10 protein-coding genes are annotated in these 13,399 nt (G+C 45.3%); 4 read left to right on the top strand and 6 right to left on the bottom strand.

Features of this window, described 5'->3' with window-relative positions:
• Nucleotides 1-257: 257 nt before the first annotated feature.
• From KOLE_RS00985 to KOLE_RS00970, 4 genes are all read left to right on the top strand, one after another.
• Nucleotides 258-461: a hypothetical protein gene (locus KOLE_RS00985; RefSeq protein WP_012744705.1), complete on the top strand. Its 204-nt coding sequence runs from the start codon at nt 258-260 to the stop codon at nt 459-461.
• Nucleotides 462-1,109: 648 nt separating this feature from the next.
• Entirely contained in the window at nt 1,110-2,159 is a 1,050-nt protein-coding gene (locus KOLE_RS00980) for an elongator complex protein 3 (protein WP_012744704.1), read from the top strand.
• 11 nt (nt 2,160-2,170) lie between these two features.
• Entirely contained in the window at nt 2,171-5,692 is a 3,522-nt protein-coding gene (smc, locus tag KOLE_RS00975) for a chromosome segregation protein SMC (RefSeq protein WP_012744703.1), read from the top strand.
• A 13-nt stretch (nt 5,693-5,705) separates the two neighbouring features.
• Entirely contained in the window at nt 5,706-6,164 is a 459-nt protein-coding gene (locus KOLE_RS00970) for a methylated-DNA--[protein]-cysteine S-methyltransferase (protein ID WP_012744702.1), read from the top strand.
• Here KOLE_RS00970 and KOLE_RS00965 read toward each other — a convergent pair.
• The 6 genes from KOLE_RS00965 to nuoF (KOLE_RS00940) all read right to left on the bottom strand — a co-directional run bounded on the left by KOLE_RS00965 (nt 6,097) and on the right by nuoF (KOLE_RS00940) (nt 13,398).
• Nucleotides 6,097-7,014 (bottom strand): DMT family transporter, encoded by a 918-nt coding sequence (locus KOLE_RS00965; RefSeq protein ID WP_012744701.1) that lies wholly within the window; start codon nt 7,012-7,014, stop codon nt 6,097-6,099. The genes KOLE_RS00970 and KOLE_RS00965 overlap by 68 nt on opposite strands.
• 4 nt (nt 7,015-7,018) lie before the next feature.
• Nucleotides 7,019-8,509, bottom strand: coding sequence for a cyclomaltodextrinase (gene aglB / locus KOLE_RS00960; protein ID WP_012744700.1), 1,491 nt, complete (start codon nt 8,507-8,509; stop codon nt 7,019-7,021).
• A 5-nt stretch (nt 8,510-8,514) separates the two neighbouring features.
• On the bottom strand, nt 8,515-9,336 hold the full coding sequence (locus KOLE_RS00955; RefSeq protein ID WP_012744699.1) for a transglycosylase SLT domain-containing protein: 822 nt from the start codon (nt 9,334-9,336) through the stop codon (nt 8,515-8,517).
• A gap of 71 nt (nt 9,337-9,407) precedes the next feature.
• Nucleotides 9,408-11,027: an NADH-quinone oxidoreductase subunit NuoF gene (gene nuoF / locus KOLE_RS00950; RefSeq protein WP_012744698.1), complete on the bottom strand. Its 1,620-nt coding sequence runs from the start codon at nt 11,025-11,027 to the stop codon at nt 9,408-9,410.
• A complete protein-coding gene (locus tag KOLE_RS00945; RefSeq protein ID WP_012744697.1) occupies nt 11,024-11,527 on the bottom strand; it encodes an NADH-quinone oxidoreductase subunit NuoE family protein in 504 nt (167 codons plus the stop codon). Before KOLE_RS00945 ends, nuoF (KOLE_RS00950) begins: the two co-directional genes overlap by 4 nt.
• Nucleotides 11,528-11,598: 71 nt before the next feature.
• The gene (gene nuoF, locus KOLE_RS00940; RefSeq protein WP_012744696.1) at nt 11,599-13,398 is read right to left on the bottom strand and encodes an NADH-quinone oxidoreductase subunit NuoF; all 1,800 of its coding nucleotides are present in this window, start codon (nt 13,396-13,398) and stop codon (nt 11,599-11,601) included.
• Nucleotide 13,399 lies beyond the last annotated feature (1 nt).

Genomic DNA, 13,399 nt, shown 5'->3' with positions numbered 1-13,399 from the left:
AGCGTGCTGTGCCCTGTTTATTAAGCGGTTTAATCGCTTCCCGGTGGCATTGCTGAAAGCAACCCAAACGCCAAAACCACCAACTGTGATACAAATATTTCGCAATCTGCGAGTTCGCATAATGCGAAGTAAGGTGGCTGAGTTATGAATCCGTTTGTATTTGAGTAAGAAAAGTCGTTACTAAGGTTGAAGGACATCCATATTATATTCAGGCAGTAGCATTTTACGCGTGGAACGCGGCTAAAAGAGCCGGCCGATTGTCTGACAAGCATATCACCAGTGCAATTGAAAAGGTAATAAATCTCGAATCAGGTGCTTTTCAAACGCTCTGGGACAATTTGACCACAAATCAGAGACAGGTTCTTAAGAAACTTGTTCACGGTATTTCACCTTACGAGTTACCAATAAACGCCGGAAGTGTTAAAAGAGCTCTTGAAACGTGCAAACTATGGATATTGTAGAAAAAACGGCTCTTATAAAATAATAGATCCGATTCTGAGACTCTGGGTGTTAAAACTTATCTCAAAATTCGAATGATGCTTGGATTATCTGTGTCAATAATTTCACTCCTTAGTCAACCTGTCATCCTGAACTTGATTCAGGATCTAATCATCAAAAAAGCTCAGATTCTGGATAAGAGATTTCCAGAATGACTGCTTTTCTCAACCGCGAAGCGGTCTTTACCCACTCTGAAGGAGTGCGTACCCCTGACGTAGTCAGGCTAACCCCCAGCGTAGCTGGGCTTACCCACGCGCAGCGTGCTTACCGGTTCTCGAATCTCGGCTTTTAATCAGCGTCTGCTAGCCTCAGTCTTCGAGCGTCGCTCCATCAGCTGACAGCGTTGCAAGCCTCGGCTGCTCAGCAGCCATCGGTTCTCGAATCTCGAATCTCGGTTCCCAATGTTTTCTCTATACCCTATACCCCAGACCCTATACCCGCTTTTGGTTCTTTCCGCCGAAGGCGCTAATCACCGGCAAAGCCGGTCGTATCAACCGCGAAGCGGTTCGAGACAACCACGTAGTGGTTCGGGACAACTCCGAAGGAGTTCGCACCAATCCCAAAGGGATTCGCTCCCACTTCTCTATCCCCTTTCATTGTATAATATCAATATGAACATCATACCGATTTTTCTTCCTCATGCCGGATGTAAACGGCGCTGTGTTTTCTGTAATGAATATTCAGCTACAGGACTCGGAAGGATTCCGACAAAGGATGAGATTTTTAACGAGGTTGATAGATATCTTGCGTTTTTCGCTGACAGGGAGAACGTGGAGCTCGCTTTTTACGGTGGGACTTTCACAGGCTTGCCTGAATGGCTCATGCATGATTATCTGGATTTAGCGATGGAGATAATAAAATCCGGAAAGGCAAAAGCTATCCGTTTTTCCACCTCTCCAGAGGAGATAACCCAACGTAAGGTGGAGATTCTATCGGATTATCCGATCTCCCTTGTCGAAATTGGTGCGCAATCCTTCGATGAGGAGGTCCTGAGGCTTGCCAACCGGCCTCACGGGGTTAAGGAGATATATACTGCCTGTGAACTTCTGAAAGAGGCGAAAATTCCTTTCGGGATACATCTTATGACAGGTTTGCCAGGGGATAGCGAGGAAAAGAATATCAGATCCGCGGTAGAGGTCGTAAAGTTGAAGGCTTCGACCTGTCGTATTCATCCCACCGTTGTCCTTAAGAACAGCACGTTAGAAAGCATGTATCACGAAGGGAAGTACAAGCCTCAGGATCTGGGAGAGGCGTTAAATATACTGTGGAAAATGTACGTGATTATTAGCCTGGGTGGTGTGAAGATAAATAGGATAGGTATCTGTCTTTACGGTGATGAAGTGAACAATGTCGTAGCCGGCCCGTACCATCCTGCGATGGGGGAATTGGTTAAGAATTGGGTGGCGCTGGAAATACTGAGGGTTTTAAAAAAAAGACGGGGTGATAAAATTATACTTAAGGTGGATGAAGGAACGAAGCAGTTTTTCACCGGGCATAAAAAATGTGTTTTGAATAGAGCAAAAGAAGAAGGAATGGAAGTGATTTTCGAAAGGGCCAGTGCTCCGGAACTAAATCTAAGAGAACTCATGAAAATTGTGTTGGTTGAGTCTTTAGATGAGCTCTTTCGCTCTGAAGTTTCCGGGATATTGCTGGCGAATTAGGGGGTACAGTCATGAGACTCGTTTCTATATTCATAAAAGGTTTTAAGAGTTTCGCTTATCCGACAAAGATAGATATAAGTAAAGGTATAACGGCCATAGTGGGTCCAAACGGCAGCGGGAAGTCAAACATCGTGGATGCCATCCGCTGGGTTTTTGGTGAACAGTCAATGAAAACCATAAGGGCGGACAATCGTGAAGACGTAATCTTCGCCGGTTCCGAAAAGAATCCGCCTGCCAATTCGGCTGTTGTCAAACTCACCTTTGAGGATGAACGCGGTTTGATTACTATCGGCCGTGAGATAACGAGAGATGGATTGTCTCAATACAGTATAAATGACAAGCCATCGCGACTGAGGGATATAAAAGAGATCTTTCAGGGTACCGGTGTCGGTATGGATATATATTCAATAGTGGGCCAGGGACAGGTGGACAAGGTCGTTACCGCTTCCCCATATGAATTGAGGGCTTTGATTGAAGAAGCAGCGGGAACCGCGATTTACAAGGAAAAGAAGAAACAGTCTCTCGCCAAGCTATCGGAAACTGAAGCGAATCTAAACCGTATAGAGGACATTCTCTTTGAACTTGGAAAGCAGAGAAAGTCTCTGTACCTCAAGGCGAAGAGAGCAGAAAAATACCTTGAATATACCGAAAGACTCAAGGAGGTAAGGACCCTTTATTATGGTAACGCCGTGCGAGTAGAAAGGGAGATCCTGAACACGCACATGGAGGGGCACGAAAAGGTAAGCGACGAACTCAAGGAATTGCAGAGAAAGCTCATAGAGCATGAATCAAAATGGTCAACCCTGAGACAGGAATTCTCCGAGATGGACAAAGAAATAGAGGGTTTTACCCGGTTGCTCGAAGAGTACAAGAAAAGGCAAAACGATCTACTTGAGTTGAAGGAGATGTACTCAAAGAAACTTAGCGATAAGGAAAGTAAGCTAATAGAGGTTAGCACGAAATTAGACACGTTGAAGGCAGAGGTTGAAGACCTTGAGAAGAGGAAAGATGAGTTAAAACTCATAAGTGATGGGATGAAACAGCAGATTGAAGACGAAGAAAAGGAATTGAAAGAGCTTGAGAGTATTAAAGATTCCATGGTACATAAGTACAGCGAAAAGGAGAAAGACTGGCTGAAACTGCAGGAAGAACTCGATTCCGTAGTGAAGAGGATGTCTAAGATAGAGAACGAGCTGGAGAGGCTCAGTAATGTTAGAGAAGACACCCAGAAGAGGTTGAATCTTATAGGTTCTCAACTTCAATCCAAGGGAGAGCGTCTTGAAGACCTGAAAAAAGAGATAGAGGAGCTGGCGGCTCAGGGAAAAGAGAGTACGGAGAAACAAAAAGAGCTGGAGGAAAACATAGCACTCTCAAAGGAAAGAAGAGACACTCTCGAGAATCAACTCGAGGAACTCAAAGAAAAGATAGCCCAATCCATGGAGGAGCTTCGACGTTCCCAGATTGAAAGAAATACCCTGGAGAGACAGCAACTGGAGTATCAGGGTTTTTCAAGAGCGGTTCGAGAAATTTTCTCGAGGAGCGACGATTTTGATGGGCTCATCGATGTTGTTGCCAACCTTGTCGAAATTCCCAAAACCTTTGAGACGGCTGTCAGTGTCCTTCTGGGTTCCAGAATGCAGGATGTTGTGGTTGAGAGCTCAATAACCGCGAAAAGAATTGTTGCCTTTTTGAAGCAGCATAAAATCGGAAGGTTAACGCTTTTACCTCTGGATATGCTGAAGGGTAATTTCAAGAGATTCAAAGCGGTTGAAAATCATCCGGGATTTCTCGGTTATGCTGCTAAAGTTGTTGATGTTGCAGAGGAGTTCAAAATCGTTCCCGAGTATCTCTTTGGTAGCGCTATTGTGGTGAAATCTCTGGATGACGCTATAGATATTCGTAAGAACCTAGGGTTCCAGGGGAGGATAGTGTCTTTGGACGGACAGCTTCTTTCGGCCGGTGGAGCGATAACCGGTGGATACATCGGAAACGATGTCAGGCTGGACCTCGTTACCAGAAAGCGCAGAATTCAGGAGCTTGAACAGAAAGAGAAAGATCTGCAAAAAGCTATGGAACGAATGCAACGTGAATCGGTTAAGATCAAGGACGAGATTCAGGAACTCAGGGGATATATCAGGGTTCTCAATGAGGAATTGAACGGGATCATTTCAAAGGGTGCAGCCATCAACAGGATGATTCACGAACTTTTGAAGACGGCTAATGAGCTTGAAAGCGAAATTAGCGAACTCGATAAGCTGAAGGAAGAGTACACGAAGAAACTGAACGATAGCCTGAATAAGAGGGAAGAACTGGAAGAGGAATTTAAGACCCTCAACCAGCAGAAAAAGGAATTCGAGAAAGAGCTTCAAACCTTCTCTCAGGAACTGAAAGAAGAAAAGAAGAAACTTGAGGAGATCCAGAACCAGATAGTTGACAGGAAGTTGAAACTTTCAGGATTGTACGAAAAGCAGGAACAGTACACGAAAGAGCTATCTGCTATAAGCCAGAAGAAACGCGAGAACTCCGAAGCGATAATTGTACTCGAGAGAGAGATCGAAGAGCTGGAGAATGAAGCGGAAAAGCTCAGGAAGCAGGTTGCCGATCAGGATAGGGAGCTCCAATCGGTCAAGCGGGAAACCGAAGCGCTCTTTTCGAGCATCAGGGATCAAAGGCAGGGAAAGGAAGAACGTCTCAATGCCCTGCAGGAGCTTGAGAGTGAGATCGAAGCCCTCAAGAGTGAGAGAGAACAGAAGAGAGAGAAGCTTCATCAGTTTGACCTTTTAATCCAGGAATCGAAGATGCGGCTAGAGCAGCTGGAAAAAGAACTTGGAGAGGTTGAAGGCGAGATACCGGTGCTGAGCGATGAAGAGCTGGAAAAGACCCGGATGGAACTTGAGGAGCTGGAAAACAAGCTTAAATTCCTCGGTAGTGTTGACCTCGATGCCATCGAAGAATACAAGCTGGTTGACGCTGAGTATCAGGAATTGATGGTTCAAAAGGAAGATCTGGAAGAGGCACGCCAGAAGCTAATTAAACTGATAGAAAAGATCGACGAAGAAGCGAGAAATCGTTTCAAAAGCACATATGAAAAGGTTAACGAGAATTTTGGAAAATATATATCGGAGATTTTTGACGGCGGTGAAGGCGAGATCCGTATAATCCCGGGCGAGGATTTGCTGGAATCAGGGCTTGAGATCTCTGTCAGACGGCCAGGTAGAAAATTCCAGAAGCTTCAGCTCTTTTCCGGTGGGGAAAAGGCCCTGGTAGGAATAGCCCTGGTGTTCGCGCTTTTGAGCATCAAACCCAGTCCTTTCTATGTTCTGGATGAGGTGGATGCCCCGCTAGATGATTTCAACGCCGAGCGATTCAAGAATATGCTGAGAAGGCATGGCGAGGACACGCAGTTTCTTGTAATAACCCACAACAAGATTGTGATGGAAGTTGCGTATGTTCTTCATGGTATCACGATGACAGACGGAATTTCCAGAGTTATACCCGTTAAACTCGGGACCATCGAGTCCGTTATAGGTTGATTTTTTAGAGGTGATGGCCACGGAGCTTGGAGTTGTAACCACGGAGATAGGTGCTATTCTTTTGCATGCTGATTATGGAATGCTTTCGAGGATAGAGCTTGTGTTTGACAGCAAACTGGCTCCAAAGTCTCTGCCTCCTTTTACCACGCAAATCCAGGAATACCTCGAAGGGTGCAGAAAAACCTTTGACTTTCCACTGTATTTGCCTTATGCCGGGTTTAAAAAGAAGGTTCTTTTGTACGTTAAGGAGATTCCTTTTGGAAGGGTTGTCACCTACGGTGAGGTTGCAAAAGCGGCAGGAAGCCCGGGGGCTGCCAGGGCTGTTGGACAGATTATGAAGCGCAACCCGCTGCCCATTGTCATTCCGTGTCACAGGGTTGTTTCAGCGAGAGGTATCGGGGGGTTCAGTGCAGGCCTTGAGTGGAAGCGTTTTCTTCTTGAACTTGAAGGTGTTTCCTTTGACGCCATATAGCGATAGACATTCCCATTCCTACCAGTAATGCGCCAACGTAGAAGAAAAGCGAAGGGCGATGTTTCAAGAATATGATGTCGCCTAAGATGGTGAAAACGGGGATTGTGTACACCCAGAGGGTGGCCGCTTTTCCTCCCCAGAGATGTATTCCCTTTCCCCACATCAGGTATCCAAGGGCGGATGCCAGTATTCCCAGATACAGTACTCCTGAAACAGCTTCTACTGAAAAAATCACCGGATCTTTCAAAAAGAAGACCTCTATAATGCTGAAGGGCGTGATGAAAACTATACCCCACACCATCAGCTGTACAATCGTAGCTATGGAGGAGTCTTTCACTTTATCGAAAAAGTACGTATAACCTGCCCATGAAAGCGCTGCGAGAAATGAAAGGGAATTTCCCAGCACGCTTGAACCCTCAGAGAATTGCCCGCCATAAATCACTATGGATATTCCTATAAAGGCAATGGTACTCCCTAAATATTCGAGACCATCGAATTTTCTGTGTAGGATGTCGTACAGGATCATCGTTAGAATCGGGGCAGATGAGACCAGCAGAGAAGCGTCTGAAGCGCTTGTAAGGCGCAACCCGTAGTTTTCGAAAAGAAAATAAAGGGTAACCCCGAAAAACCCGGCCATCGCGATATTGAAGCGTTGCTTGGTTGTTCTTTTCGGGCACACGCCTTTTTTGATTTGTACTGGAATAAAAACAGCCACAGCCACGATAAACCTGAAGAGCGCAAGGGTCATTGGTGGCATGCTTTCTACAGCCACCTTTGTAAAAAGATATGATTCTCCCCAGATGATGGCAGTAGTTGCCAGCAGGAGTGTTGCGGTAACTCTTTTATTCACAGTGCTACACCCTCTTATATGGTGTGTACCTGTCCGGGACTCTTTCGATAATGGGCTCAAGAATTCTGAAGGATCGTGGTTCAACCTGGAGGGTGATGTTCGACACGTCCGTTCGGAACGTTTCGCCGGTGAACAGATCCCTGAAAAGAGTTCCCGTCATTAAAGTGCTTTCATTTATGTAGGTTTTGAATTGAACCTTTTCAAAGGAAAGATTAAAAGCTATCAGTAGCAGATCGTCTATTCTTTCCGTCGAGCGTTTGAATACGATTGTCCTGTCGGGTTGCGAGGTATAGAGAATGCCAAAGCTTCCTATTTGTAGGGCAATTTTTTTCTTGCGTATTTCAGTCAATTTCTTGTAGAAGTTAAGCCGTTCTGGTGAGTTGCTCAGATTTTCCCATCGCATCGCATCGCGGTTTTCAGGATCCTCTCCGCCGGTCATCTCAAGCTCTTCTCCGTAGTAGATCATTGGAACTCCTGGAAAGCTGAATTGGAGAGCGATAGCGAGTCGAATATCTCTTTCGTTGTCGAAAAGATTTGACAAACGCGGGACATCGTGTGAGGAGAGCATATTCCAGCACTTTGAGAGATAATCAATACCGCAGTCCTCAACGGTATCTTTCATTATTTTCGCTACTGTTTCAACCGGCATGTCCGCTTTCAGCAAATCTATCACCAGGGACCTGAAATGGTAGTTCATTATGCCATCGAGCCTTGCGAATTCGTTCCAGCCCTTTGGATAATTCCAGACCTCACCAATTATGAGTGCATCAGGTTTAACACTTTTTGCTGCTTCAACTATTATGTGGTTGAGATTTCCTATATCGTGTGCACAATCAATTCGCCAGCCATCTGCACCCTGCTTTAGCCAGTACTTTACCACCGAGTTTTTACCGGTAAACAGGATCTCCTGGAGTTCCGGGTTATCAAGGTTGAGTTCTGGCAAAGAACCGGAGTTTACCCAGCTCCTATATTTATCTCCCGAAAAGTAGAAATAATCCCGATATGGAGAATTCGGGGATTGGTAGGCTCCTTTTTCAGGAAACAGGTTCAATCCGTTGAACCATTTTGAAGCAAACCCCACATGGTTGAAAACACCGTCGAGGATTATTTTTAAATCCTTCTGGTGAGCGGTTTCGCAGAGTTCCTTGAAATCCTGGAGTGTTCCGAAGGCAGGGTCTATCCTGAAAAAATCTATGGTGTCGTATTTGTGGTTCGTATGGGCATAGAAGATGGGAGTGAGATAAATTATTTCGGCTCCAAGCGACTTTATGTAATCGATTTTTTCTGTTATTCCTTTTAAGTCTCCACCCCAAAATAGAAGCTGCTGGGTTCTGTCACCGGTTCTTTTTGGTTTTTCCTTCCAATCAACCGTTCTCTGGCCTGGAAGCGGATAGAGGCCTTCATTTTCCTTTTGTTTGGCTGTTTTTCCATCGCCTATATTGAATCTATCCGGGAAAATCTGATAAACAACTTTGGAAGTATGCCAATCAAACATAATATCTACCTTTCGATCAAAGTTTGGGCGTACGCCAAGTACACCATTCCCAGAAAAATATTGTTCCTTATTGACCACAGATCATCTACGGTCATATCGAGTTCAGAATTGTTTATCCAGCTCTTGAGCTGCCAGAAGGTTGTTTCGTAGATTTGCATCAAGCCTCGCGAGTATATAGTATCGGAGAAATCCTGTTTAATGCTTCTCTCTTCAGCCACTGCGTATGGGTTCATCATCGATTCTACGAGCATTATGGAAGCCACAAGATATGGATCGACTTTTGAAAGGTCAAGATCTATGGTTTCATTATTGATCGTCAACGCAACCTTTGCGCTGGAGAAGTCCATAATCGCGTGATATATCTCCTGTGCTATTCTTTTTTTGAATGTCGTATCGGATTTTGAAAAACTGTTCAAAGAAAGAACAGCTCTTTCTATCCTTTTGCGAAGCTCTGGCATAACCTTTCTCATGTTTTTGTTGACGTACGATTCTATGACGGGATTGGACGAAAATATTTTCTTTCCTTTGTTATCGACTGTTTTAATTCCTGCTAGCATCACGATTGGTTTCCGGTTTATTCCGAAGAAGTAGCGATATGCCTCGAGGACGCTGTCATCATAATCGTAAGATTCATTGGATAGGATTGCCCCACAATCCGAATTCAGACCAGCATTATACAAAACCGAAAGACGCCGGATCTTTTCGGTTTGTTTTCCGGTAAGGATCCTTGGGTTAGTAGGCATATACCATATAATTGCGGCAAGTCCCACAATTATGGATAAAATCAGTAAAAAAACAGGTAAATCGTACTTTTTTTCTCCAGACATACTTGTCGTATTATATCAAAATAAGAGGCCGGGAAGTCCGACCTCTTTTGTTAAAAAGTTGTACGGAAAGATTATTTTCTTTTCTTCTTTTTCTTTTCGAACTTACAAACACCCACAGGACAGCTTTCGGCGCCAATATGGGCTTCAATCTCATCCCTGAAACGATCAAGCAGGGATCTGAGAGGTACCGGAACGGATTGGCCAAGGCCACAAAATGCCGAATTCTGCATCGTTTCAGCTATGTCATAAAGCTGGCCAATCATTTCTTTTGTTCCGCGACCTTTGCTGATTTCTTTGAGAATATTGACTATGAGTTTTGTACCTTCACGACAAGGTGAACATTTGCCACAGGATTCGTGAGCGAAGAATTCCATCAGGTTCAGAGCCACGTCAACGGCACAGTGAGTGTCATCAACAGCCAGAATAACACCTGAACCAAGTGCGACACCGTAATCTCTAAAAGAATTGAAATCCAGTGGCGTGTTTATTTCATCTGGTTTTATGAAAGTACCAGCAGCGCCACCAGTTTGAACCATCTTAAGGTTTCTTCCGTTGGCTATTCCGCCACCATGTTTGTAGATCAGTTCTGCGACCGTGGTTCCCATAGGTACCTCCGTGATTCCTCTTCTAACGAGGTTTCCACAGAGTGAGTACACCTTGGTACCGGGTGAACTTTCCGTTCCAATAGAACGGAACCATTCCGCGCCGTTGAGGACTATCCACGGAACGTTCGCGAAGGTTTCAACGTTGTTGACTACGGTTGGTTTCTGGTACAGGCCTTTCACCGGTGGATACGGTGGTTTCAATCTCGGCCTTCCAGCATGGCCTTCAATTGACTCGATCAAGGCAGTTTCTTCACCACAAACGTATGCACCCGCACCTAATCTAACTGATAGGTCAAAGGAGAAGTTGGTGCCCAATATGTTTTCACCCAGCAATCCGTAATCGTAGGCCTGGGAAATGGCAATTCTCAGATTGTTGACTGATTCAAAGTATTCACCTCTGATATAGATGTACCCCTTGTTCGCGCCAACAGCGTACGCGGTGATGGCCATACCTTCTATAACAGAGTGGGGGTCACCTTCCATTATCAATCTGTCTTTAAAGGTACCAGGTTCACCTTCATCGGCGTTACATATGACGTACTTCTCTTTAGCATCAACCTTGTATGTGAACTCCCATTTCAATCCTGCGGGGAATCCGGCTCCACCACGTCCCCTGAGCCCGCTTTCCTTTACTTCTTTTATAACGTCTTCAGGGCTCATTTGAAGGGCTTTTGCTAGACCCTGATAACCATCGAAAGCGATGTATTCATCTATGTTTTTCGGGTTTATCTCGCCGGCACGTTTCAGAACGATACGCTCTTCCTTCGTGATCGTTCGGGCTTCGATGGTTTCAGATCCTTCAAGCTCTTCTACAATGAGATCTTCAACCCTTCGGCCTTTCAAAAGCTGCTCTTCAACAAATCTTTCCACGTCTGCTTCAGAGTTTATTTTGTAGAAGATGTTGTCTGGTAGAAGCAGGAATAGAGCACCTTCGTCGTAGCGCCCAAAGCTTCCTGTTTCCAGCACCTCAACGATACCGTCCAGGTTATATTTCTTCACCAGACCCACAAGATGATTCTTGAAGTGCCTCGCACCGAGCAAAACGCTGTTTGAATCCACCGAGACCAGCACAGTAATCGGTTTCATCTGGCATCACTTCTTTCCTTTTCGCGTATTTCATTGATGATTTTTTCTACTTTATCGGGAGTCAGATTTCCGTAAGCTTCATCATTGATCATCATTACCGGGGACACACCGCACAACCCCAGACAGCTGCTTTCTTCAAGTGTAAACAAACCGTCTTCGGTCGTGTTACCGAAATCGATACCAAGGGTATCTTTCAGTGCTTCTACAACCTTCTCTCCACCGGTTACGTGGCATGGAAGGCTCTTGCAAACGCGTATAATGTACTTACCGCGTTTCTCTGTTGAGAACATGGTGTAGAAGGTGAGGACCTCGTAGATCTTTGACAGAGGGATTCCCATAATGTCTCTCAAAGCTTCGGTAGCTTCCAATGGTATGTAATTTCCATAATAATCCTGAATGGCATGAAGCGTATTTATCAGGATGTCACCCTTTTCAAGGCTTTCGCTCATTACTTTTTCATATATACTGGCGACCGTTTCTTTCACTTCCTCAACAGCCATTCATGCTCCTCCTTTCACCCACTATTAATAACTAAAAACTGCAAAACCCCGGTGGGGTTTTGCAGGAGAATTTATGGAGAAACCTTCTTTATAGCGTCGAATCTACAAACCTCGATACAGCTTCCGCATCGCGTACATATTTCTGGATCTATCCTGTGGGGTTTCCTTATATCCCCAATTATGCCGTTCACCGGGCACACGCGGGCACACGCGGTACATCCCACACACTTCTCTTCATCTATGACAACTCTGGTGAGTTCCTTGCAGCGCTTGGCTGGACAACGCTTCTCTTTTACATGGGCAATGTATTCGTCCCAGAAATACCTCATCGTTGAAACCACCGGCTGTGGCGCTGTTTGTCCGAGCCCACATAGAGAGGTCTTCATTATGTGTTCTCCAAGTTCTTTGAGAACCTCTAAATCTTCTTCAGTTCCTTCACCAGCGGTGATCTTCTCCAGTATCTCAAGCATCTTTTTAGTACCGTCGCGGCATGGGGTACACTGGCCACAGGACTCTTCAACGGTGAACTCAAGGAAGAATTTTGCGACGTCAACCATACAATCATCTTCATCCATAACTATCATTCCGCCAGAACCGATAATCGTCCCAAGTTTCTTCAAGTTGTCATAGGTTATGGGAGTATCGAGATGTTCTTCGGGGATACACCCACCGCTTGGGCCACCAGTCTGGACCGCCTTCAGTTTCTTACCATCTGGAACGCCGCCGCCTATTTCATATATAAGTTCTCTGAGGGTAATTCCCATGGGCACTTCAACAAGCCCGGTGTTCTTTATTTTACCTGCCAGAGCGAAGACCTTTGTTCCTCTCGAGCCTTCGACTCCATACTGAGCAAACCAGTCGCCACCGTGCAAAATGATGGGGGCTATATTTGCATAAGTTTCAACGTTGTTTATAAGGGTGGGTTTGCCCCAGAGACCGTAAGTCGCTGGATATGGAGGTTTTACCCTTGGAACACCGCGTTTACCTTCAATAGAGTTTATAAGTGCAGTTTCTTCTCCACAAACAAAGGCACCGGCACCAATTCTGATTTCTATATCAAAGCTAAACCCGGTTCCAAGTATGTTCTTTCCCAGGAAACCATATTCGCGTGCAGTTTCAAGGGCTTTAGAGAATCGTTCGATAGCCAGAGGGTACTCAGCTCTTACGTAAATGAATCCTTTTTGAGCCCCCACCGCGTAAGCGGCTATCGTCATGGCTTCGACGACGCTGTGTGGGTCTCCTTCAAGAATAGCTCTGTCCATAAAGGCTCCAGGGTCTCCTTCATCTGCGTTACAGATGACGTATTTAATATCGCCCTTTGCCTTCCTAACGAATTCCCATTTCAAGCCTGTTGGAAATCCAGCGCCGCCGCGACCGCGCAGCTCGCTTTTTTTGACCTCAGATATTACTTCTTCCGGTGTCATCTCTTTGATTGCTTTGTGGAGAGCAAAATAACCATCACGGGCTATGTATTCATCTATCGAGAGCGGATCGATGACCCCGAGGTTTCTCGTTGCTATCTTAACCTGCTTGGTGAAGAACGGTAGCTCTTCCTGAGGTTTTGCTTTAACCTCGCCAAATTCGCCCTTATAGAGCATGTCTTCAACAATACGGCCTTTCAGGAGGTGCTCCTCGACGACCCTTCTAACGTTTTCCGGGGTGAGTTTCTGATAGAAAATACCCTCGGGATAAACAATAATTATCGGGCCAAGGTCGCAGGCGCCCATACAACCTGTCTCAATTATCTTAACGACAGAATCAAGAGCATATTCTTTCAACAAATCCTGAAGAGCGTCTTTGACACTTTTTTCACCGGCCGAAATACAGGCTCCACCTGCACAGATAAGGATCGTGTTTTCTACTGTGGGCACT

This window comes from Kosmotoga olearia TBF 19.5.1, from assembly GCF_000023325.1.
Classification (GTDB): domain Bacteria; phylum Thermotogota; class Thermotogae; order Petrotogales; family Kosmotogaceae; genus Kosmotoga; species Kosmotoga olearia.
This window is presented reverse-complemented; position numbering and strand designations above follow the sequence as displayed.